The sequence below is a fragment of the Demequina silvatica genome (assembly GCF_000971215.1).
In the GTDB taxonomy this organism is placed as follows: Bacteria; Actinomycetota; Actinomycetes; order Actinomycetales; family Demequinaceae; genus Demequina; species Demequina silvatica.
In genome coordinates, this window is the sequence record NZ_BBMA01000012.1 from 1 (window position 1) to 21822 (window position 21822).

Sequence of the window (21822 nt, forward strand, 5' to 3'; positions counted from 1 at the left end):
CGGGGCGGGAAGCCGGGGTGGCGGATATGAAACCGTGCGGAGCGAACTGGGGGTCGGGGAGTCCGCGGGTCAGTACTGGTCGCCGGCCGCGCGGGAGGCCAGGAGGCGGCGGATCGAGTCGACGCGCGCGTGGCGGTCCGCGACGTCGCCTGCCCACGCGTCGAGCTCGCAGCCCAGCTCGGCGGACTCGTGGGTGCACCCCCGCGGGCACAGCTCGTCCGCGGCGTCCGCGATGTCGGGGAAGGCGAGGATGAAGTGCGCGGGGTCCACGTGGGCGAGCCCGAAGGACCGGACGCCCGGGGTGTCGACGATCCACCCGCCGGACGGCACCTCGTAGCGGATCGCGGAGGTCGAGGTGTGGCGGCCGCGGCCCGTGACGTCGTTGACGATCCCGACCGCGCGGCCCGCGTCCGGCACCAGCGCGTTGACCAGGGTCGACTTGCCCACGCCGGAGTAGCCCACCAGCACGGTGGTGATGCCGTGCAGCTCCTCGCGGAAGCGCACGAACCCCGGGTCCGCCTCTGGCCCGCCGTCGCGCCGCACCGAGGTCTCGATCACGGTGACGCCGAGCGGCTCGTACGCCGCGCGCAGGCCCTCCGCGCTCGCGAGGTCCGCCTTGGTGAGCACCAGCACCGCGTCCATGCCCGCGTCGAAGGCCGCGACCAGGCAGCGGTCGATCATGCGGGGGTTCGGCTCGGGGTCGGCGAGGGCGGTCACGATCGCGAGCTGGTCCGCGTTGGCGACGATCACGCGCTCGGTCGCGTCCGTGTCGTCCGCCGTGCGGCTGAGCGAGTTGCGGCGCTCGAGGCGCTTGACCACCCGTGCAAGCGTGTCGGGCGCGCCGGAGACGTCCCCGACCACCTTCACCCAGTCGCCGATCACCAAGCCGCGCCGCCCCAGCTCGCGGGCCTTGACCGCGGTGACCACCGCATCGTCCACCTGCACGGTGAAACGGCCCCTGTCGACCGCGATCACGGTGCCGTCCACTGCCTCCTCATGCGCGGGCCGGATCTTCGTGCGCGGGCGCGAGCCGCGCCGATTGGGCCGGACCTTGGCGTCCGACTCGTCGTACTCGCGGCGGGCCATTCAGCCGTCCAGGTCGAGCATCCCGCGCCACATGGCGGGGAAGTCGGGCATGGTCTTCGCGGTGGTGCCCACGTTGATCACGCGCACGCCGGGCACGGCGAGCCCGACGATCGCGGCGAAGGTCGCCATCCGGTGGTCGTGGTAGGTCTCCATCGCGGCGGCGCGGAGGCCGCTCGCGGGCAGGCCGCCGAAGGTGAGCGAGTCGGCGTCGGCGGTGCAGGACCCGCCCAGGCGCTCGACCTCGGCCGCGATGGCGGCGAGGCGGTCGGTCTCGTGGCCGCGCAGGTGGCCGATCCCGGTGAGCCGCGACGGTCCCTCCGCGAGGGCGCACAGCGCCGCGATGGTGGGCGTGATCTCGCCGGCGGGGGAGAGGTCCGCGTCGATGCCGCGGAGCTCGCCGGTCCCGGTCACTGTCATGACGTCGCCGTCGAGCGTGCAGGTCGCGCCCATCCGGGTGAGCAGCTCGGGGAAGTACGCGCCCGGCTGCGTGGTGGTGGCGGGCCAGCCCGGGATGCGGACGGTGCCGCCGGCGACCAGCGCGGCGGCCATGAACGGGCCGGCGTTGGACAGGTCGGGCTCGACGCGGACGTCGCCCGGGTGGATCTCGCCGGGGTGGACCACCCAGGTGCGCTCGTCGGGCTGGTCGACGCGGATCCCGGCCTCGCGCAGCGCCTCGCACGTCATGTCGATGTGCGGCAGGCTCGGCAGCGTCGCGCCGGCGTGGCGCACGGTGAGCCCCTCGGGCAGGCGCGGCGCGGTGAGCAGCAGGCCCGTGACGAACTGCGACGAGGACGAGGAGTCCACCTCGACCACGTCCGGCACCTCCGCGGGCGGCGTGACGGTGAAGGGCAGCGTGCCGCGGCCCTCGTCCTCGACGGTCGCGCCCAGCAGGCGCAGCGCGTCCAGCAGGGGACCCATGGGGCGCACGCGGGCGCCCTCGTCGCCGTCGAAGCTCACGGGGCCGTCCGCGAGCAGCACCATCGGCGGGACGAACCGCATGACCGTGCCCGCGAGCCCGCAGTCGACGTGGACCCCGCCACGGAGCGGGGCGGGCGTCACGCGCCACTCGGCCCCCGCATCGTCCACCGCGACGCCCAGGCCGCGCAGCGCGCCGATCATGAGGTCCGAGTCGCGCGAGCGCAGGCCGCCGCGGACGGTCACGGGCTCCGCGGCGAGCGCCGCGAGCACCAGGTAGCGGTTGGTGAGGGACTTCGAGCCGGGGACGGAGACCGTCGCGTCGAGGGGACGATGCGCGGAGGGCGCGTCCCACGCCTCGCCGAGTCCGGTGCCGGGGGGAAGGGTGCCGCTCACGCGGCGCGCTTCTTCTTCGCGCTCTTCGAGCTCTTCGCGGGCGTGGCCTCGGGCTGGTCCTTGGCCTTGGCGGCGGCCTTGAGGGCGGCCTTGACCTCCGCCTTGGCCTCCTTCTCCTTGAGCTTGGCCTCGACCGCCTTCTCCTTGGCCTTCACCTTCTTGGCCTTCTTGCGGTCGATGTGGCGCTGGCTGTGGCCCGCGGTCGCGGCGAGCAGCACGCCGCCCACGAGCGACAGGTTCTTGAGGAACTGCTCGAGCTCGGCCTCCTTGCGTGCCTCGTCCTGCTCCTTCCAGAAGGGGTGGGCGAGGGCCGCGGTGGCGCCGGCGAGGCCGGCCAGGCCCAGGGCGGCGGCGCGCGGGCTGCGCGACAGCGCCAGGGTCGCGGCCAGCGCGACCGAGGCGGCGCCGTGCACCTTCACCAGGTCGACGGTGCTGACCTCCTCGAGGCCCAGCTCCTTGAGCGCGGGCTCGACGGTGGGGGCGACGCGCGCGGCGCGCGTCTCGGGCTCGAGGTAGCTCTGGACGCCTCCGTAGATGAACCACGAGGCGAGCAGCGGCCGGGCAAGTGCACGCAACATGCCTCCTACGCTACCAACACGCGGGCGCGCCGTCAGGGGCGGGAATGCGAGAGCGATGCTCGCCGTTAGCAACCCTTGTGACGACCACCGTGGAGAGGCCCCGGGCGTCGCGCACTCCCGCGCGGCGTCCCTCGGCTGTACGCTCGCAACCGATGACCGACATAACCGAGTTCGATTTCGAGGCGGAGGCGCTGTCCTACATGGACCAGCTCTACGCCGCCGCGCTGCGCATGACGCGCAACGGCGCGGACGCCGAGGACCTGGTCCAGGAGACGTTCGCCAAGGCGTTCGCCGCGCAGGACAAGTTCACGCCGGGGACCAACCTCAAGGCGTGGCTGTACCGGATCCAGACCAACGCGTTCATCAACACGTACCGCAAGAAGCAGCGCGAGCCCAAGCGCTCCGACGCGGAGACCGTCGAGGACTGGCAGCTCGCCGCCGCGGCGGAGCACACGTCGAGCGGGCTCGCCTCGGCCGAGGACAACGCGCTCGACGCGCTCGGCGACGACGAGATCAAGCGGGCCCTGTCCGAGCTCTCGGACGACTTCCGCATGGCCGTCTACCTCTCCGACGTGGAGGGGTTCGCGTACAAGGAGATCGCACAGATCATGGACACCCCCGTGGGGACCGTGATGTCCCGGCTGCACCGCGGCCGGAAGCTGTTGCGAGAGAAGCTGCGGGACTACGCCGCCGAGCGTGGTCTCTACGAGAAGGCCCCGATGAAGAAGGACCAGAAGGACAAGGACGGGGGTGTGTGCCGTGCCGAAGCCTGAATGCGAGGAGGCGCTCGATCGACTGTTCGAGTACATCGATCACGAGCTGCCCGAGGATGAGATCCACCGGATCGGCGAGCACCTCAAGGAGTGCCCGCCGTGCGAGGCGGAGCACAAGATCAACGAGAAGATCAAGCGCCTGGTGAACAAGACGGGCCACGACGTGGCCCCCGAGGACCTGCGCGCGCGCATCCTCCAGACCATCCGGGCGACCCGCCCGGACGGCGCCTAGCGCCGGGGACGATGCGGGGGGCGCGCCACGCGCCCAGGTGACCCGCGCATCGTCCCCCCGAGAACGACGAAAGCCGCATCGGCGAGGCCGATGCGGCTTTCCTCATTCATCCGGGCGGAACGGCTCAGGCGTTGGGCCGCTTGCCGTGGTTGGCGCCACCCTTCGCGCGCGCCTTGCGCTTGCGGCCTCGCTTGCTCACAACGTTCCCCTTTCTGGACGCAGGAATTCGACCCCCTATCCTCCCACATCTGAGGACATCGTCACACCGGGCGCATGGGACGGTGCGGGGACCGCTACGCTCCCCTCAAGCCGCCCATGCCGGATGCCGATGGAGGAACCGTGAGCGATCAGCCCCAGTCAGTCATCCCGTTCCTGCACGCGCTTGCCTCGACGGGCGGCTCCGACCTGCACTGCAAGGTGGGCTCCGCGCCCCGCGTGCGCGTCGACGGCCGGCTGCGCAAGCTGCAGGTGCCGCCGCTGACCCCCGAGGACACGCGCCACATGGTCGCGCAGGTGCTCCCCGAGGACCTGGTGCCGGTGTTCCGCGACACCCACGAGGCGGACTTCGCGTTCTCGCTGTCGGGCGTGGGACGCTTCCGCGTCAACGCCTACGTGGCGCGCGGCGCCGAGGGCCTGGTGTTCCGCCGCGTCGCCGTGGGCGCGCAGAGCTTCGAGGAGCTGGGCCTGCCGGGCGTCATCGCGGACCTCGCGCTGGAGCCGCGCGGGCTGGTGCTGGTCACGGGCCCGACGGGCTCCGGCAAGACCACCACGCTGGCGTCGATGATCGACCTCATCAACAGCTACCGCGAGGTCAACATCGTCACCATCGAGGACCCGATCGAGGTGCTGCACCAGGACAAGAAGGCGATCATCTCGCAGCGCGAGGTGCGCTCCGACACGCTCGACTTCACGTCCGCGCTGCGCGCCGCGATGCGCCAGGACCCCGACGTCATCATGGTCGGCGAGATGCGCGACATCGAGACCGTGCGCGCGGCGCTGTCCGCCGCCGAGACCGGTCACCTGGTGCTCGCGACGCTCCACACGGTGGACGCGCAGGACACCATCAACCGCATCGTCGACTTCTTCACGCCGCACGAGCAGAACCAGGTCCGCGCGACCCTCGCGCAGACGCTGCGCGGCATCGTGTCGCAGCGGCTGGTGCGCAAGGGCGACGGCGGCGGCCGGACCCTGGTCGCCGAGGTCATGGTCAACACCGGCCGCACGGCCGAGGCGATCGTGGACCCCGCGAGCCAGCCGCCCATCCTCGACCTCATCGCGGACGGCGAGTACTACAAGATGCAGACGTTCGACCAGCACCTGTTCCAGCTGGTGCGGGACAACGTGGTCGCGCTGGACGACGCGGTCGCGATCGCGTCGCGTCCGCACGACCTGCTGGTCGAGCTCCGCGGCGCCGGCGTCATCGACTGACGCGGCGCCGGGCTCAGGCGGCGGGCGGCTCGATCCCGAGCCAGGAGTGCCAGCGCGAGTGCAGCACCAGCCACGCCATGAGGCCGTAGCCGGCCTGCAGCGGCAGCGAGTCGTGACCCGTGGCCATGTCCGCGCCCCACTGCTCGTGGCGGGCGAGGGGGCCGTACATGTCGATGTAGCCCACGCCGCGGCGGGAGGCCGCGTCCTCGCACACCGCCGCGAGCTCCGCGATGCGCGGGTTGTCCGGCTCGGCGCCGGGCGGCGGGCCCGCGATGAGGGTCTCGAAGCCCAGCGCGTGCGCGCGGTCGAGGAAGTTCGCGATGTTGAGCCGCGTCATGGTGGGGGAGACCCCGCGGTGCACGTCGTGGCGACCGATCGCGAAGAGCACGTGGTTCGCCTCGGGCTCCGTGCGGGCGGTGCGCCGCAGCGCCTCCTCGTCCCAGCGGCTGGTGAGCTCGCCGGTGGTCTCGTGCGGCACCGCGAGCGTGTGGAAGGCGAGGTCCGGCGCGAGGGGGAGGGTGCGCGCAGCGACGCGCCCCGCCCACCCCAGCGCCTTGGGGTCTCCGTGTCCGGCGACCAGCTCGTCGCCGACGAGGAAGACGTTCCTCATCGGGCGAAGGCCCGCGCGACCAGCTCCGCCTGCTCGGCCGCGTGGCGCGACGCCAGGCCCGAGGCGGGCGAGGCGGACGCCGGGCGGGACACCACCCCGAGGGTGGTGCCGACCACCTGCGGAAGGCTCAACGACATGCGCGACCACGCTCCCTGGTTCTGAGGCTCCTCCTGGACCCACACCAGCTCGGCGCCATCGAACGGGGCGAGGGCCTCGCGGATCGCGTCGTGCGCGAGCGGGTACAGCTGCTCAAGACGCACGATAGCGGTCGACGTGTCCCCCGCGCGCTCACGCTCCGCGACGAGGTCGTAGTAGACCTTGCCCGCGCACAGGAGGACGCGGTCGACCGAGGCCGGATCCACCGCATCGTCCCCGATGACCTCCCGGAAGGTGCCGGTGGTGAAGTCCTCGACCGCGGACTGCGCGGCGCGCAGGCGCAGCATCGACTTCGGGGTGAACACGATGAGCGGCTTGCGCGGCCGGTTGTACGCCTGGCGGCGCAGCAGGTGGAAGTAGCTGGCCGGCGTGGACGGCATCGCGGCGATCATGTTCTCCTCGCCGCACAGCTGGAGGAAGCGCTCGACGCGGGCCGACGAGTGGTCGGGGCCCTGGCCCTCGAAGCCGTGGGGCAGCAGCAGCACCACGGAGGAGGACTGCCCCCACTTCTGCTCGGAGGAGGAGATGAACTCGTCGATGATGGTCTGCGCGCCGTTGACGAAGTCGCCGAACTGCGCCTCCCACACCACCAGCGAGTCCGGCCGCTCGACCGAGTAGCCGTACTCGAAGCCCAGCACGCCGTACTCCGACAGCGGGGAGTCGTAGATGTGCAGGCGGGCCTGGTCGGAGGACAGGTACAGCAGGGGGGTCCACTCGGAGCCGGTGTTGCGGTCGTGGTAGACCGCGTGACGCTGCACGAACGTGCCGCGGCGCGAGTCCTGCCCGGACACGCGGACCGGGACGCCCTCCTGCAGCAGGGTGCCGAACGCGAGGATCTCGCCGTAGCCCCAGTCGATGCCGCCCTCGCGGCTCATGACCTCGCGACGCTCGAGCAGCTTCTCGAGCTTCGGGTGGACGGAGAAGCCCTCGGGCGGACGCACGTGGGCGCGCCCGATGCGCTCGACCTGGCTGGCGGAGACGGCCGTCTTCCAGCCCACCATCACGCCCGCGTCCGAGGACTGCGAGGACGGCAGCTCGAGGCCCGAGATGGCCTCGGAGTCGGAGGACGGCTTGTAGCCCTCGCGGGTCTCGATGAACACCCGCTCCAGCTGGGCGAGGTAGTCCTTCGAGACCGACTCCGCCTCCTCGGTGGTGATGTCGCCGCGGCGGATGAGCGCCTCGGTGTAGAGGTGGCGGACGGAGCGCTTGCCCTCGATGAGGTCGTACATGCGCGGCTGCGTCATCGACGGGTCGTCGCCCTCGTTGTGGCCGCGACGGCGGTAGCAGACCATGTCGACGATCACGTCGCGGCCGAACCGCTCGCGGTACTCGAACGCGAGCCGGGCGGCGCGCACGCACGCCTCCGGGTCGTCCCCGTTGACGTGGAAGATCGGGATCTGGAACCCCTTGGCGATGTCGGTGCAGTAGCGCGTCGACCGCGAGGACTCGGGCCCGGTGGTGAAGCCCACCTGGTTGTTGATGATGACGTGCACGGTGCCGCCGGTGCGGTAGCCCTTGAGCAGCGCCATGTTGAGCGTCTCGAGCACCACGCCCTGGCCGGCGAAGGCCGCGTCGCCGTGGATGAGCAGCGGCAGCACCGGGTAGCCGTCCGTGGCCGGGTCCGCGCCCAGCGCGTCGAGCTTGGCGCGCACGATGCCCTCGAGCACCGGGTCGACCGCCTCGAGGTGCGACGGGTTTCCGGCGAGGTAGACGCGCGTGGTGGCGCCCGACTCGGCGGTGAACGTGCCCTCCGTGCCCAGGTGGTACTTGACGTCGCCGGAGCCCTGCACCGAGCCGGGCACCGCGGTGCCCTCGAACTCGGAGAAGATCTGCCCGTAGCTCTTGCCGGCGAGGTTCGCGAGCACGTTGAGGCGGCCGCGGTGGGCCATGCCGATGCAGACCTCGTGGACGCCCGCCTCGGCGGCGGCGCTCATGACGGAGTCGAGCAGCGGGATCAGGGACTCGCCGCCCTCGAGCGAGAAGCGCTTCTGGCCCACGTACTTGGTCTGCAGGAACGCCTCGAAGGCCTCTGCCGCGTTGAGGCGGTGGAGGATCCGCAGGTGCTCCTCGCGCGTGGGCTTGGTGTAGCCGTGCTCGAGTCGGTCCTGGAAGAACGACCGCTGCTCGCGGTCCGCGATGTGCATGTACTCGAGGCCGATGGTGCGGCAGTACGCGTCGCGCAGGCGGCTGAGCACGGTGCGCATCTTCCACGACTGCTGGCCGGCGAAGCCGCCCGTCTCGTACGAGCGGTCGAGGTCCCACAGCGTGAGCCCGTGGGTCTGCACGTCCAGGTCGGGGTGCTTGCGCGGGCGGCTCGACAGCGGGTCGACGTCGGCCATGAGGTGGCCGCGCGAGCGGTACGCGTGGATGAGCTCGGCGATGCGCGCGGGCTTGGCCGCCTCGGTGGCGGGGTCCGTCGCCGCGTCCTGCACCCAGCGGACGGGCTCGTACGGCACGCGGATCGAGGAGAACACGCGGTCGTAGAAGCCGTCGAGGCCCAACAGCTTGCGGTGCACGATCCCGAGGAACTCGCCCGACTGCGCGCCCTGGATGACGCGGTGGTCGTACGTCGAGGTGAGGGTCATGACCTTCGACACGCCCAAGCGGGTCACGGTCTCCTCGGACGCGCCCTGGAACTCGGCCGGGTAGTCCATCGAGCCGACGCCGATGATCGCGCCCTGGCCGTTCATGAGGCGCGGCACCGAGTGGACCGTGCCGAGCGTGCCCGGGTTGGTGAGCGTGAGCGTGGTGCCCTGGAAGTCGGCGGCCTGCAGCGCGCCGTTGCGGGCGCGGCGCACCACGTCCTCGTAGGCGGCCCAGAACTCGGCGAAGTCCATGCGGTCGGCGCCCTTGATGGACGGCACCAGGAGCTGGCGCGAGCCGTCGGGACGCGCCAGGTCGATCGCGAGGCCCAGGTTGACGGACGCGGGCGTCGACAGGGCGGGCTTGCCGTCCTGCTCCGCGTACGCGACGTTCATCGACGGGAACTCCGCGAGCGCCTCGACGATCGCGAAGCCGATGAGGTGCGTGAAGCTCACCTTGCCGCCGCGGGTGCGCGCCAGGTGGTTGTTCACCACCACGCGGTTGTCCATGATCAGCTTCGCGGGCACGGTCCGGACCGAGGTCGCGGTGGGCACCGCGAGGCTCGACTCCATGTTCTCGACCACGCGCGCGGCGGGGCCGCGCAGACGCTCGACGCCCTGCGTCACGTCCTTGGGCGCCACCTGGGAGAACTCCGGGCGCTGCAGGTAGGCGGCGGTGGGGGCCTGCGCGGTCGCGATGGGCTGCGTCGCGGTCGGGTCCGCCTCGGGGGACGATGCGGCGGCCGGGGGCGCCGGCTTGCTGCGGGGCGCCTCGGGGGCGGCGGGGGAGGTCGCGTCCTGCGCGGGCTCGGCGACCGGCGCGGGGGCGTCGGCGCGCTGCGCCGCGGGCGGCGGAGGCGGCGGAGGCGGGGGCGGCGGCACGGCTCCGGCGGCCGCGGACGGGGTCACCGTCGGGATGGCCTGCGTCGGGGGCTGGGGGACGGTGGCGTTGTGCCCGGCGTCAGGGGTCTCCTGGCGCGTCGCGGAGTCGCCCGGCGTCGCATCTGCCCCGCGCGCGCCGCCCAGGATGAGCGACGCCACTGACGGGGCACCTGCAGCGCGGGCGACGGAGACACGGTCGGTATCGGGCGCAGAGGTGTCTGGGGACACGGTGGAGGCCGCTCGCTTTCTTGGCGCATCAGCGTCGATGGTGATCAGTGGTTCCTATCCTTCCCCCAAAACGGGTGCGCTCGGAACCAAGTTCCGAAAGTTTTGGGGAACCTTTACGTGATGCGATGCCAGGGAAGACCGCGCGCCCGGTCCTGTGCGGGGGACGGGCCCGCCTGTACTCTTTCGACACCATGGACCCCGACAGTTCCGGCCGACCATGACCGCGTGGCTCCTCGTGGGTGCCGGGGTGCTCCTCACGCTCGGCACCGCCGTGTTCGTCGCCGCCGAGTTCTCGCTCGTCGCGCTCGACCCCTCGCACGTCGAGGACGAGGGCCGCGGACGCCGCGTCCGTGCCGCGCTGCGGCGCCTGTCCACGCAGCTGTCGGGCGCGCAGGTGGGCATCACGCTCACCACCATCCTGCTCGGCTACACGGCGCAGCCGGCGCTGGTCGAGCTGCTGTCCATCCCGCTGTCCACGAGCGCGCTGTCGCGCGCGGCGGTGGCGGGCCTCGCGGGCACCATCTCGCTGGTGGTGGTCAACGCGTTCTCCATGATCGTCGGGGAGCTCATCCCCAAGAACCTCGCGCTCGCGGAGCCCCTGCGCACGGCGCAGGTCGCGGCGCCCCTCAACATGGCGTTCACCGGGGCGCTGCGCCCCGTGATCGCGCTGCTCAACGCCGCCGCCAACGGGATCCTGCGGCTCATGGGGATCGAGCCCAAGGAGGAGCTCGCCGGCGGGCGCTCGCGCCAGGAGCTGGCCGCGCTCGTGAGCCGCAGCGCGGAGGCCGGCACGCTCGCACCGTCGACGGCCCTGCTGCTCAAGAACTCCATCGAGCTCGACGACCTCGCCGCGATCGACGTCATGACCGACCGCACCCGCCTCCACACGCTCGGCCGCGACGCCACCGCCACGGACGTCATCGCGGCGTCGCGTGCGACGGGGCACTCGCGCTTCCCGGTGGTGGGCGAGGGCACGGACGACGTCCTCGGCATCGTCCACCTGCGCGCCGCGATCGCCGTGCCCGCGCATCGTCGCCCCGACGCGTCCGTCCGGGCGCTCATGGCGGACGCCCCGCGCATCCCCGAGACCATGCAGATGGGCCCGCTGCTGGTCGAGCTGCGCGGGCTCGGCTACCAGTGCGCGATCGTGGTCGACGAGTACGGCGGCACCGCCGGGTTCGTCACGCTCGAGGACGTGGTCGAGGAGCTGGTCGGCGAGGTCGCCGACGAGCACGACCGCCGCCGCGCCGCCGTGCACCGCGCGCCTGGAGGCGCGTGGATCGTCCCCGGCGACCTCCGCCCCGACGAGGTCCACGAGCGCACCGGCCTGGTGATCCCCGAGTCGCCCGCCTACGAGACGCTCGGCGGGTTCGTGATGGCGCGGCTGGGCCGCGTGGCCGAGGCGGGAGACGCGGTCGAGGCTCCCGGCGTGGGCGCGCGGGTCGAGCGCATGGACGGCCGTCGCATCGACCGCGTGCGCCTCACCCCGATCGACGTCGAGGAGGACGAGCGATGAGCGCCGGCATGGTGCTCGCCGTGATCGGGCTGCTGCTGGCGAACGCGTTCTTCGTGGGCGCGGAGTTCGCGATCATCTCCGCGCGCCGCAGCTCGATCGAGCCGCGCGTCGAGCAGGGCTCGCGCGCCGCCCGCACGGTGCTGTGGGCCATGGAGAACGTGTCGCTCATGCTGGCCACGTCGCAGCTGGGCATCACCGTGTGCTCCGTGGCGCTGGGCGTGGTGGCGGAACCCGCGCTCGCGCACGCCCTCGAGCCCGTCCTGCACACGTTCGGCCTCGGCGAGGCGGCCGCGCACGGCGTCGCCGTGGCGATCGCGCTCCTCGTGATCGTCGGGCTGCACGTGGTGGTGGGCGAGATGGTGCCCAAGAACGCCGCCGTATCGAGCCCGGACCGCGCCGCGATGGTGTTCGGCCCGCCGCTGGTCGCGGTGGCGCGCGCGGTGCGCCCCATCATCGTGGCGCTCAACTGGGTCGCGAACGCCACGGTGCGCCTGCTCGGCTTCGAGCCCAAGGACGAGGTCACGAGCGCGTTCACGGCGGACCAGGTCCACAGCATCGTCGAGCTGTCCTCCGCGGAGGGCACCATCTCCGACCCGACGGGCCTGCTCACCACCGCGATCGAGTTCTCCGAGCGCTCCGTCGAGGAGGTCATGGTGCCGCTCGACGCGGTCCACGCGGTCGCGCTCGGCGTCACGGTCGAGGAGCTCGAGCGGGTCGCCACGGACACCGGGTTCTCTCGGTTCCCCGTCACGGATGACGGCGCCTACGTGGGCTACCTCCACATCAAGGACGCGCTGTACGCGCGGCCGGGGGAGCGCGAGGAGCCCATCCAGGCATGGCGCGTCCGCGACCTGCCCGCGGTCGCGCACGGCGCCGAGGTCGAGCTCGCGCTCGCGCTCATGCGACGCTCCGGCGCGCACGTCGCGACGGTGATCCGTGACGACCGCGCGGTGGGCATGGTGTTCCTCGAGGACATCCTCGAGGAGCTGGTCGGCGAGGTGCGCGACTCGCTCGCCCGCAGGGACGCCGGCGCGTAGCAGGACGGTGACCGATCACGGGATGTGACGGAGCCGACATCCCCAAGGGGTTGGCCCCATCGTTACCATTTGGTAATAATTGATCCGGACGCCCCGGCGGAGATGACGCCCCGGGACGTTCGTGCATCCGATGTCCGTGGCCCCAAGGAGGCGATGGTGAGCAAGCGCGCCGCCCATCACGCGCTCCGGTCGACCCACCGCTCCCGCAGGGAGCGCCGCATCGAGCACACCGCCGAGATCCAGGTCCGCACCACGCTGCGCCGCCGCAAGGTCGTCACCCGCGCGGGCGTCATGGTCGGCTTCCTCGCCGCCATGGTGATCTACCCCGTGATGGGCACCATCGCGCCGTACGCGAACGCCGCGGAGCAGCTGCCCGGCGTGGTCAAGGGCGAGTCGCCCACCACCGCGACCGCGATCCTAGGTGCGGGCCCGCAGTTCGAGTCCTCGGACCTGCCGCTGCCGACGGTCGACGACCAGTCCGGCGCGGTCCTCACCGCGAACGACGTCCCGGTGACCTCGAGCCTTCTGCCCGACTGCGACCCCGACTTCGACCCCGTGATGTCCAACGGCAACCTGCGCAGCGACCAGCTGTGCTCGCTGTGGATCTCCGGCCAGGCGCTGCGTCCGGACGCGGCGCTCGCGTTCGCGGCGCTCAACGAGCGCTTCCGCACGGAGTTCGGCACGGACATCTGCATCACCGACTCGTACCGCACCCTGTCGAGCCAGTACGCGACCAAGGCGTCGAAGGGCTATCTCGCCGCGACGCCCGGCACCTCGATGCACGGCCTGGGCCTCGCGATCGACCTGTGCAGCTCGCACGCGTACGGGATCTACTACAACTGGTTCGCGAACAACGCGGCCACCTACGGCTTCTGGAACCCCGACTGGGCCAAGACCAGCAAGTACGAGCCGTGGCACTGGGAGTACCAGACCTACGACCAGTACTGATCGCGCGCGCGTCGCGCCCCCAGGTCCGGGTGTAGGACTGGAGGGAGACGCGAGGAGGCGGCGATGCGGGTCGGGGTCCCCACGGAGACCAAGAGCGGCGAGACGCGCATCGCGCTGACGCCCTCCGGCGCGCACGCCCTCACGGCGCGCGGCCACCAGGTCCTGGTGCAGTCCGGCGCGGGCGCCGGCGCCGGGATCACCGACGCGGACCTGCGTGACGCCGGCGCACGGCTGGTGTCCGCGGAGGACGCCTGGGCGGCCGACCTGGTGGTCAAGGTCAAGGAGCCCCAGCCCGACGAGCTCGCCCTGCTGAGCGGCAACGTGCTCTTCACGTTCCTCCACCTGGCGGCGAACCCCGCGGTCGCGGACGCGTTGGTCCGCGCCGGCACCACGGCGCTGTCCTACGACACGGTGCAGGCGGCCGACGGCTCGCTGCCGCTGCTCACGCCCATGAGCGAGGTCGCGGGGCGTCTCGCGGTCCTCGCCGGCGCGCACCACCTCCTCAGCCCGCAGGGCGGCCGCGGCGTGCTGCTCGGCGGGGTGCCCGGCGTGCCGGGCGCACGCGTCACCGTGCTGGGCGCCGGGGTCGCGGGCTCGCAGGCGATCGCGCAGGCGGTGGGCCTGGGTGCGGACGTCACCGCCGTGGACCTGTCCCTGCCGGCGCTGCGGCGCATCGACGAGCGCCACGGCGGGCGGGTCCGTACCGTCGCGTCGACCGCCCACGCGATCGCCGCCGCGGTGGAGGGGTCCGACCTGGTGATCGGCGCCGTCCTGGTGCCGGGCCGCCCCGCGCCGGTGGTGGTGACCCACGCGATGGTCGAGAGCATGGCGCCAGGCAGCGTGCTGGTGGACATCGCGATCGACCAGGGCGGCTGCCTCGAGGACTCGGTGCCCACCACGCATCGCGACCCGGTGCGCGAGGTCGCCGGCAGCCTGATCTACGCGGTCGCCAACATGCCCGCCGCGGTCGGGGTCACCGCCACCCGCGCGCTCACCAACGTCACGCTGCCGTACATCCTGCGCCTGGCGGACGGGGTGGACGATGCGCTGGCCGGGGACCCCGCGCTCGCCGGCGGGGTCAACGTGCGGGACGGGCGGGTGGTCCACCCCGCAGTGGCGGCGGCGCTCGGGAGGGCGCGGACGCCCGCCTAGGCTGGGCGCATGTCCGAGACCCCCGACGCGAACCCGACCCCCCGCACCTGGATGCCGCTGGCGATCGCGGGATCGATCGCCGCGCTGGTGGTGATCGGCGCGTTCGTCGCGTCGGGCCTGCGGTCCGGCATGAGCGCCGGGCAGGCGGACGCGGTCGAGGTGTGCGAGGCCGCGTACGCGGCCACGGCGACGGACGGGGAGACCCCGCCGCGCATCGTCGCCGGGGACGTCTACGGCAGCGCGGACTGGCGGGACCTGCGGGCCTTCCTCGAGGAGCAGGGGCTGCTCGAGTCCGCGGGCGCGGAGGTCGACGAGGCCGAGGCGGACGCGTCCGCCGCAGCGCTCGCGCAGGAGGGCCGCGACCACGTCACCGTGGTGTGGTGGCTCGACAGCGAGGAGCACCTCACGTGCGAGGTGGACGTCGACGGAGAAGCGGCGCTGGCGGACACCGTCGCGATCGCCCCGCTCGGCTGACCGGGCGCCGTCAGGCGACGGTGCGGGCGGGCTCCTCGGCGCGCGAGCCGACCGCGTCCTGCACGCGGGCGAAGCCGTCCGCCTGTGCGAGCGCGACCAGCTGCTCGGCGATGGTGCCGACCACCGCCGGGCCGCGGAAGATCAGGCCCGAGACGAGCTCCACCAGCGTCGCTCCCGCGGTGATCTTGTCGTAGGCGTGGCGCCCGTCGAACACGCCCCCGAGGCCGGCGAGGGTCAGCCGGTCGCCGGCGTGGAGGTAGGTGCGGCGCACCAGCTCGGTGCTGAGTTCGCGCACGGGACGGCCGGACAGGTTGCCGCGGATCGCGGGGTCGAGCGTGACCGCGTCGCGGTCCTTGCGGAGGTTCGCGAGGGTGAGGCCGTCGACGCGGTGGTCGAGCGCGACGTCGACCAGGTCGCGGAAGTGCTCCCAGGGCTTATCGGAGGGCATCTTGAGGACGATGCGCTGGCTGGGGGACGCCTGGTCCACGGCGGCGAGCAGGCGGTCCAGGGCGTCGGGCTCGGTGAACGCCTCGCCCACGGTGGTGTTGGGGCAGGAGATGTTGAGCTCGAGCAGCGGGCTCAGGCCGTCGAGCGCGCGGACGGAGGCGACGTAGTCCTCGATGCCCTCCTCGAGGTCGCCCGCGAGGGCGTCGTTGGTGCGCGCGACGGACAGCTTGAAGGGCAGCGCGGTGAGGCGGGGGTGGGAGGCGTCGGCGAGCTCGCGCAGCCGGGCCGCGACGCGCTCGGCGCCGCCGTTCGCGAGGCCCACGTGCACCACCAGCGACTCGTCCGCGGGGAGGCGGTGGAACCACGGGCGCGGGTTGCCGGCGCACACGCGGGACGTGACCGACCCGAAGGTGAGGAACCCGAAGCCTGTCATCTGCAGGATGCCGGGGATGGCGACGTTCTTGTCGAGCCCGGCGCCCAGGCCCAGAGGGTTGCGCAGCGTGAGGCCGTACGCCTCGGTGGTGAGCGCAGGGTCGCTGTGCGTGAGGAGCGACTCCGCGGCCGCGAGCACCGGGGTGAGCCGCTGGGCCCATCCGCCGTGCCTGACCATGTCGTCGTGCACCCGGTCCGGGTGCATCCGGAAGATCACGGGCTTGACGCCCTTGGTGTACGCGGTGGTCATCGCGCGGCGTGCGGTGGTGCCCATGGAGCCCGGTTCCTTCTCGTAGCTGCGGCACGGCGGGCAGGGACCGGGGAGCTCGCGAGGTCCCGTCGCGTCGCTCGTCGGTGAGGTCGCCGCCACGCTAGACCCCCGCATCGTCCCCCTCCCGGGACCTCGGGGCCTGGCGCGTGGGCGGCGCCGCCCTGGGGTGCCCTCACAGGGCGTCATGCCTGCGAGAAGGGCGGCCCGAGCGCCCGTAGAGTGGGCGCGTGACCTCAGGACCGTCCGTCCGCCGCGCCGCCGCGGCGCGGCGCAGCAGCCTCGCCGACGTGGCGGCGCTCGCGGGCGTGTCCAAGGGCACGGTGTCGCACGTGCTCAACCACCCCGAGCGCGTCGCGGAGGCCACGCGCCAGCGTGTCGAGAGCGCGATCGCGGAGCTGAGCTTCGTGCCGCACGGCACCGCCCGCTCGCTCGCGGTGGGCACCATGCCGGCGGTGGGGCTGGTGCTGTCCGACGTCGCAAACTCGCTGTTCGTGGAGATGCTGCGGGGCGTCGAGCGGATCGTGGAGGAGCGCAACGGGTACGTGCTCATCGCGAACTCGTACACGGACCTCGACCGGGAGCGGCGCTACCTGGGCATGTTCGAGGCGGTGCACACGCTCGGCGCGCTGGTGTCGATCAACAACCCCGCCCACTACGAGAGCCTCGCCGCCCATCACCGCGGCGAGCGGCCGCTGGTGTTCCTCGACTACCGCAACCTCGACGACCGCTACTGCTCGGTGCACGCCGACAACCGCGCGGGCGGCGCGATCGCGGCCCGCCACCTGGTGGAGCTGGGCAGGCGGCGGCTCGCGGTGGTGTCGCCGCCGTACGAGCTGCAGCCGGTCGCCGAGCGCCTCGCCGGCTTCGAGGAGGTGGTGGACGCGAGCGACGCCACCATCGTCGCCCGCGTGGGCGTCGAGAACGTCCACCGTGCCGACGGCTGGCGGGTGGGCCGCGAGCTGCTGCCGCGGATCGAGAGCGGCGAGATCGACGGGATCTTCGCGGTCGCGGACCTCGCCGCGGCCGGCGTGCTCCAGGCCGTGTCCGCGTCGGGCACGGTCGACGTCCCCGGCGACGTCGCGATCGTCGGCTACGACGACAACCAGGAGGCGTGGGACAGCCCCATCCCGCTCACCACCGTGAGGCAGCCGGGCGAGGACATGGGCGCGCGCGGGGCGGAGCTGCTCTTCGAGGAGATCAACGACCCGAGCCACGAGCACCGGGTGGTGGGGCTCGCGCCGAGCCTGATCGTGCGGCAGAGCACCGTCGGGCTTGCGTAGGAGGGGCACGCGGCGCCTGAATCGTTTCGCCGCGCTGAATGTGCTCGTTAACACCTGCTATGTGTTGCGATGCCCTGTTTCCATTGATACGTTCCAATCGGGTTGAAGCGGTTCAACCTGGCCGCAAGGTCTCTCAAAGGCGAGAGAAGGAGCATCAATGTCCCTACGACTGACACCGGGCGGGCGCCAGCGGCGCCGTGCCTCCGCCGCGCTCACGGTCCTGGCCGCGGGCGCCATCGCGGTCCCTGCGATCGCGACCACGGCGACCGCCGCGGACGAGCCACTCGACTGCTCGACCGTCCCCTGGATGGACACGAGCCTCACCGCGGGCGAGCGCGCCGATGCGCTTCTCGATGCGAGCTCCCAGCACCAGATCTACCGCTGGCTGGTGGAGCAGCCGGCGAACAGCCCGACGCGCGTGCAGTGGAACCCGGGGTTCACCGGCGAGGCGCCCGTGATCTACCCGGCCCAGGTGGAGTGCACGCCCAACGTCGTCTACACCAACGGGGCGGAGGGCATCCACCGGACCGCGGGAACCACGGCGTGGCCTGTGCCGGTCGCGAACGCCGCGACCTGGGATCTCGACCTGCAGGTCGAGCGCGGCGCCGCCATCGCGGACGAGTCCTTCGACAAGGGCCGCAACGTGGTGCTCGGCCCCGGCGTCAACAGCGCCCGCGCGCCGTTGTCGGGCCGCACCTCCGAGTACTTCGGAGAGGACCCGGTCCTCTCGGGTCTCCTCGCCGGCGCGACCATGCGTGGCATCGAGGACGAGAACGACCCCGACAAGCCTGTGGTTGCGAACCTCAAGCACTACTACGCGAACGAGCAGGAGCTCGACCGTTCGGCGAGCTCGTCGAACATGTCCGAGCGAGTCGCGCGCGAGATCTACAGCCTGCCGTACGAGATCGCCGTCACCGACTCCGACCCGGGCAGCATCATGTGCTCGTACAACCAGGTCAACGGCGTGTGGGCCTGCGAGGACCCCATCATGCAGAACGTCCTCAAGGACGAGGTGGGCTTCAGCGGCTACATCATGAGCGACTTCGGATCGGTGCACTCGACCGGACCCTCGCTGATGGCGGGCATGGACCAGGAGCTCAACCGTCCCCGCTGGTTCACGCCGGCGCGGCTCGACGCTGCGCTCGCGGCAGGCGAGATCACGCAGGAGCGCATCGAGGAGGCGGCCAAGCGCGTCATCTCCACCTACATCGGTGAGGGCCTGTTCGACCACCCGCTCCCGACCGACACCTCGGCGAACGCGTCCACGCCCGAGCACAAGGCGCTCGCGCTCGAGATCGCACAGAAGTCGATGGTGCTGCTCAAGAACGAGGAGGCGCTCCCGCTCGCTCCCGCGTCGGGCGACTCGATCGCGATCATCGGTGCGACCGCTTCGAAGACCCCGACCAACGGGATCAGCGCGATCCGGGCCTGCAGCACGGGCACCACGGGCAACGTGCTCAACTGCGACGCGATCATCGACCCGCTCACGGCGATCACCGAGCGTGCGGCCCAGGACGGCGCCTCGGTGACCTTCAACGGCGGCACCGAGCTCGCGAGCGTGGCGGCCGACGCCGCGGCCGCGGACGTGGCCATCGTGTTCGGGTACACCAACCAGGGCGAGTTCTCCGACATGCCCGACATGGTGCTCGACAACGGCGGCGACGCGCTCATCGAGGCCGTCGCAGGCGCCAACCCGAACACCGTGGTGGTGCTGCAGACGGGCAGCGCGGTGGAGATGCCGTGGCTCGACGACGTCCCTGCCGTCATGGAGGCGTGGCACGCCGGTGAGCAGGTGGGCCCCGCGCTCGCCTCGCTGCTCTTCGGCGACGTCGCCCCGTCCGGCAAGCTGCCGATGGCGTTCACGCCCGACCTCGAGACCGGTCCGCTCCTCACCGCGGAGCAGTACCCCGGCGTCGAGATCATCAACGGCATCCGCCAGGTCGAGTACTCCGAGGGTCTCGAGGTGGGCTACCGCTGGTTCGAGGCGAACGGCGTGGATCCGCTGTTCGACTTCGGTCACGGCCTCACCTACACGGACTTCGCGTACTCGAAGCTGCAGATCACGCCGACGTCCCACTCGGGCACGAACGACGTGCGCGTCCGCTTCCGGCTGACCAACACGGGTGACACCGCCGCCACCGAGGTGGCGCAGGTGTACCTCGAGCTGCCGGCCTCCGCGGGCGAGCCGTCCAAGCGCCTCGCCGGCTGGCAGCGCGTGACGCTCGAGCCGGGTGAGCACAAGAACGTCCAGGTGACGTTCACCGGCGACGACCTCGAGGACCTGCGCCTGCTGCAGTACTTCGAGGAGGCGTCCGGCGAGTGGACCACCCCGACCGGCACCTTCACGGTGCACGTCGGCGGCTCGGTCGACACCGTGCTGGAGGACACCTTCACGCAGAAGTAGGGGAGAGGCGCGGGAGGCCCGGGGCGTACGCCTCGGGCCTCCCGTGCTGTCCGGATGGTGACGGGACGATGCGGGGGGCGCCTCGGGTGCGTGCGGCGCGGCGCCGTGGGTGCTCGCCTCGGCAATCTGATCCGATCGCGCAGATCGGAGGCCCGATCTCTGCACCGGCGTATCAGCCTGGCGCGCGGGTCTGCCCAGCCTGGCGTGGAGGCCCGAGGAACGTGGCACGACAGCGACCCCAGAAACGGCGAAGGCCCCTCGTACGAGGGGCCTTGCGTGCGTCGACACCAGGTGTCGGATGGTGCCCCCGACAGGAATCGAACCTGCGACCTACGGTACCGGAAACCGGCGCTCTATCCGCTGAGCTACGGGGGCATGCCCGGACTGGCCGGGCCGAATGAGGATATCAGCAGGGCGCGTCGGCACGGACACGCGGCGGCAGCGCGCCGCGGCGCGCTGCACCCGAGGCGTGCGGGCGGATCGTGACGTACACGTTATTGAATCGTTACACAATTCCTTGCGGGACCTAGGGCCCCCGTGCTTGAATCGGTTCAACGGCAGGGCAAAGGTGCCCGCCGGAACAGGAGGACAATGATGCCTTTCCGTCTCCGCCGCGGTGCCTTCGCGCTCCCGGCCGTCATCGCGGTCTCGGCCCTGGGCCTGGCCGCCTGCTCCTCGGGGGGCGACCCCGAACCGTCCGGATCCGCCGGCGGCGGCGAGACCACCGAGGCGATGGAGCCCGTCGAGCTCAGCTTCCTGGTCGACAACGCCGAGACCAGCATCGGCGTGGTCGAGGCGCTGACCGCCGCGTACACCGCGGCCCACCCCGAGGTCACGTTCGCGATCGAGCAGCGCCCCGGCGGCACCGAGGGCGACAACATCATCAAGACCCGCCTCCAGACCGGGGAGATGACGGACCTCTTCTTCTACAACTCGGGCTCGCTGTTCCAGGCGCTCGCGCCCACGCAGACGCTGCTGCCGATCGACGACATCGAGAACGCCGGCGCGATTCAGGACACGTACAAGTCGGGCGTCACCGCGGACGGCGTGCTCTACGGCGTCCCGGCCGGCACCGCCATGGGCGGCGCGATGCTCTACAACATCCCGCTGTACGAGGAGCTCGGCCTCGAGGTCCCGACCACGTGGGACGAGTTCATGGCCAACAACCAGGTCATCCTCGACGAGTCCGACGCCGCTCCGGTGATCCAGACCTTCAAGGACACCTGGACCTCGCAGCTGTTCGTGCTCGGCGACTTCGCCAACGTGCTCGCGGCGGACCCGGAGTGGGCGGACAAGTACACCGCCAACGAGGTGAAGTACGCGGACGGCTCTCCCGCCATCGACGGCTTCGTGCACCAGCAGGAGGTCTTCGATGCCGGCTACCTCAACAAGGACTTCGCCTCCGCGACGTTCGCCGACGGCGCCCGCATGGTCGCCACCGGTGAGGGCGCGCACTACCCGATGCTGACCTTCGCGCTCGCGGAGATCCAGGCGAACGCTCCCGACAACGTCGACGACGTCGGCGTGTTCGCGATTCCCGGCGAGTCGGGCCCGAGCCCGCTCACCACGTGGCTCGCCGCCGGCATCTACGCCCCGGCCACCACCGAGAACGCGGACGCGGTCAAGGCCTTCATGAACTGGGTCGCCACCCCCGAGGCCTGCGACGTGCAGACCGAGGCCGTGGGCGCCCAGGGCCCGTACTTCGTGGACGGCTGCACGCTGCCGGACGACGTCCCGCAGATGGTGGCGGACATGCTCCCGTACTTCGACGAGGGCAACACCGGCCCCGCGCTCGAGTTCCTGTCGCCCATCAAGGGCCCCGCGCTCGAGAACATCACCGTCGAGGTCGGCTCGGGCATCCGCTCGGCCGAGGACGGCGCCGCCCTCTACGACGAGGACGTCAAGAAGCAGGCCCAGCAGCTGGGCCTCGAAGGCTGGTGACCTGAGGGTTCCATGACCGACACGCGGTGGGCCCGGCGTCGCCGGGCCCACCGC

At 72.0% G+C, this 21822-nt stretch carries 18 protein-coding genes and 1 tRNA gene; 11 read left to right on the forward strand and 8 right to left on the reverse strand.

All coding sequences use genetic code 11. The features are described from left to right. Window positions 1–69: 69 nt before the first annotated feature. From rsgA to AOM05_RS13150, 3 genes are read right to left on the reverse strand one after another with little or no spacing between them, the layout of a single operon-like run. The gene (gene rsgA / locus AOM05_RS13140; RefSeq protein WP_062522992.1) at window positions 70–1086 is read right to left on the reverse strand and encodes a ribosome small subunit-dependent GTPase A; all 1017 of its coding nucleotides are present in this window, start codon (window positions 1084–1086) and stop codon (window positions 70–72) included. Beyond that, the gene (aroA, locus tag AOM05_RS13145) at window positions 1087–2397 is read right to left on the reverse strand and encodes a 3-phosphoshikimate 1-carboxyvinyltransferase (RefSeq protein WP_062522994.1); all 1311 of its coding nucleotides are present in this window, start codon (window positions 2395–2397) and stop codon (window positions 1087–1089) included. After that, complete coding sequence (locus AOM05_RS13150; RefSeq protein WP_062522996.1) at window positions 2394–2975, reverse strand: hypothetical protein; 582 nt, start codon at window positions 2973–2975, stop codon at window positions 2394–2396. The genes aroA and AOM05_RS13150 overlap by 4 nt, the downstream gene beginning before the upstream one ends. A gap of 152 nt (window positions 2976–3127) precedes the next feature. On the opposite strand from AOM05_RS13150, the gene AOM05_RS13155 reads away from it, so the two are divergent. Both AOM05_RS13155 and rsrA read left to right on the forward strand, forming a co-directional pair. Further along, window positions 3128–3748: a sigma-70 family RNA polymerase sigma factor gene (locus tag AOM05_RS13155; protein ID WP_062522998.1), complete on the forward strand. Its 621-nt coding sequence runs from the start codon at window positions 3128–3130 to the stop codon at window positions 3746–3748. After that, the gene (rsrA, locus tag AOM05_RS13160; protein WP_062522999.1) at window positions 3735–3980 is read left to right on the forward strand and encodes a mycothiol system anti-sigma-R factor; all 246 of its coding nucleotides are present in this window, start codon (window positions 3735–3737) and stop codon (window positions 3978–3980) included. The genes AOM05_RS13155 and rsrA overlap by 14 nt, the downstream gene beginning before the upstream one ends. A gap of 124 nt (window positions 3981–4104) precedes the next feature. Here rsrA and AOM05_RS14755 read toward each other — a convergent pair whose 3' ends face one another. Beyond that, window positions 4105–4179, reverse strand: coding sequence for a 50S ribosomal protein bL37 (locus AOM05_RS14755; RefSeq protein ID WP_371327667.1), 75 nt, complete (start codon window positions 4177–4179; stop codon window positions 4105–4107). 140 nt (window positions 4180–4319) lie between these two features. Here AOM05_RS14755 and AOM05_RS13165 point away from each other — a divergent pair, with 140 nt between their 5' ends. Beyond that, a complete protein-coding gene (locus tag AOM05_RS13165) occupies window positions 4320–5408 on the forward strand; it encodes a type IV pilus twitching motility protein PilT (RefSeq protein ID WP_062523001.1) in 1089 nt (362 codons plus the stop codon). 13 nt (window positions 5409–5421) lie between these two features. Here AOM05_RS13165 and AOM05_RS13170 read toward each other — a convergent pair whose 3' ends face one another. Together AOM05_RS13170 and AOM05_RS13175 are read right to left on the reverse strand one after the other, a co-directional pair. Beyond that, window positions 5422–6018 (reverse strand): GDSL-type esterase/lipase family protein, encoded by a 597-nt coding sequence (locus tag AOM05_RS13170; protein ID WP_062523003.1) that lies wholly within the window; start codon window positions 6016–6018, stop codon window positions 5422–5424. After that, the gene (locus tag AOM05_RS13175) at window positions 6015–9797 is read right to left on the reverse strand and encodes a multifunctional oxoglutarate decarboxylase/oxoglutarate dehydrogenase thiamine pyrophosphate-binding subunit/dihydrolipoyllysine-residue succinyltransferase subunit (protein WP_174442368.1); all 3783 of its coding nucleotides are present in this window, start codon (window positions 9795–9797) and stop codon (window positions 6015–6017) included. Before AOM05_RS13175 ends, AOM05_RS13170 begins: the two co-directional genes overlap by 4 nt. 286 nt (window positions 9798–10083) lie before the next feature. On the opposite strand from AOM05_RS13175, the gene AOM05_RS13180 reads away from it, so the two are divergent. The 5 genes from AOM05_RS13180 to AOM05_RS13200 all read left to right on the forward strand — a co-directional run bounded on the left by AOM05_RS13180 (window position 10084) and on the right by AOM05_RS13200 (window position 14993). Beyond that, window positions 10084–11382: a hemolysin family protein gene (locus tag AOM05_RS13180; RefSeq protein WP_062523005.1), complete on the forward strand. Its 1299-nt coding sequence runs from the start codon at window positions 10084–10086 to the stop codon at window positions 11380–11382. Next, window positions 11379–12419, forward strand: coding sequence for a hemolysin family protein (locus AOM05_RS13185; protein ID WP_062523007.1), 1041 nt, complete (start codon window positions 11379–11381; stop codon window positions 12417–12419). Before AOM05_RS13180 ends, AOM05_RS13185 begins: the two co-directional genes overlap by 4 nt. A gap of 156 nt (window positions 12420–12575) precedes the next feature. Continuing rightward, on the forward strand, window positions 12576–13367 hold the full coding sequence (locus tag AOM05_RS13190) for a M15 family metallopeptidase (RefSeq protein ID WP_228373310.1): 792 nt from the start codon (window positions 12576–12578) through the stop codon (window positions 13365–13367). A gap of 63 nt (window positions 13368–13430) precedes the next feature. Beyond that, window positions 13431–14519, forward strand: a complete 1089-nt coding sequence (gene ald, locus AOM05_RS13195; protein WP_062523011.1) for an alanine dehydrogenase — start codon at window positions 13431–13433, stop codon at window positions 14517–14519. 9 nt (window positions 14520–14528) lie between these two features. Further along, on the forward strand, window positions 14529–14993 hold the full coding sequence (locus tag AOM05_RS13200; protein WP_062523013.1) for a hypothetical protein: 465 nt from the start codon (window positions 14529–14531) through the stop codon (window positions 14991–14993). A gap of 10 nt (window positions 14994–15003) precedes the next feature. Here AOM05_RS13200 and pyrD read toward each other — a convergent pair whose 3' ends face one another. Then, window positions 15004–16146, reverse strand: coding sequence for a dihydroorotate dehydrogenase (quinone) (gene pyrD, locus AOM05_RS13205; RefSeq protein ID WP_062523015.1), 1143 nt, complete (start codon window positions 16144–16146; stop codon window positions 15004–15006). 224 nt (window positions 16147–16370) lie between these two features. On the opposite strand from pyrD, the gene AOM05_RS13210 reads away from it, so the two are divergent. Then, window positions 16371–17423, forward strand: coding sequence for a LacI family DNA-binding transcriptional regulator (locus AOM05_RS13210; RefSeq protein WP_062523017.1), 1053 nt, complete (start codon window positions 16371–16373; stop codon window positions 17421–17423). 157 nt (window positions 17424–17580) lie between these two features. Further along, a complete protein-coding gene (locus AOM05_RS13215; protein ID WP_062523020.1) occupies window positions 17581–19827 on the forward strand; it encodes a beta-glucosidase in 2247 nt (748 codons plus the stop codon). A gap of 299 nt (window positions 19828–20126) precedes the next feature. Here the strand turns inward: AOM05_RS13215 and AOM05_RS13220 are convergent. Continuing rightward, window positions 20127–20202: transfer RNA gene (locus AOM05_RS13220), tRNA-Arg, on the reverse strand. A gap of 219 nt (window positions 20203–20421) precedes the next feature. On the opposite strand from AOM05_RS13220, the gene AOM05_RS13225 reads away from it, so the two are divergent. Next, on the forward strand, window positions 20422–21768 hold the full coding sequence (locus tag AOM05_RS13225) for an ABC transporter substrate-binding protein (protein ID WP_156165196.1): 1347 nt from the start codon (window positions 20422–20424) through the stop codon (window positions 21766–21768). Window positions 21769–21822: the final 54 nt, after the last annotated feature.

What these genes read in the sequence shown, in the direction of transcription:
- AOM05_RS13225 (WP_156165196.1), top strand. Translation starts at nt 20,422, where the DNA reads ATGCCTTTCCGTCTCCGCCGCGGTGCCTTCGCGCTCCCGGCCGTCATC.
- AOM05_RS13185 (WP_062523007.1), top strand. Translation starts at nt 11,379, where the DNA reads ATGAGCGCCGGCATGGTGCTCGCCGTGATCGGGCTGCTGCTGGCGAAC.
- AOM05_RS13155 (WP_062522998.1), top strand. Translation starts at nt 3,128, where the DNA reads ATGACCGACATAACCGAGTTCGATTTCGAGGCGGAGGCGCTGTCCTAC.
- pyrD (WP_062523015.1), bottom strand. Translation starts at nt 16,146, where the DNA reads ATGGGCACCACCGCACGCCGCGCGATGACCACCGCGTACACCAAGGGC.
- AOM05_RS13150 (WP_062522996.1), bottom strand. Translation starts at nt 2,975, where the DNA reads ATGTTGCGTGCACTTGCCCGGCCGCTGCTCGCCTCGTGGTTCATCTAC.
- ald (WP_062523011.1), top strand. Translation starts at nt 13,431, where the DNA reads ATGCGGGTCGGGGTCCCCACGGAGACCAAGAGCGGCGAGACGCGCATC.
- AOM05_RS13215 (WP_062523020.1), top strand. Translation starts at nt 17,581, where the DNA reads ATGTCCCTACGACTGACACCGGGCGGGCGCCAGCGGCGCCGTGCCTCC.
- AOM05_RS13200 (WP_062523013.1), top strand. Translation starts at nt 14,529, where the DNA reads ATGTCCGAGACCCCCGACGCGAACCCGACCCCCCGCACCTGGATGCCG.
- rsgA (WP_062522992.1), bottom strand. Translation starts at nt 1,086, where the DNA reads ATGGCCCGCCGCGAGTACGACGAGTCGGACGCCAAGGTCCGGCCCAAT.
- AOM05_RS13170 (WP_062523003.1), bottom strand. Translation starts at nt 6,018, where the DNA reads ATGAGGAACGTCTTCCTCGTCGGCGACGAGCTGGTCGCCGGACACGGA.
- AOM05_RS13180 (WP_062523005.1), top strand. Translation starts at nt 10,084, where the DNA reads ATGACCGCGTGGCTCCTCGTGGGTGCCGGGGTGCTCCTCACGCTCGGC.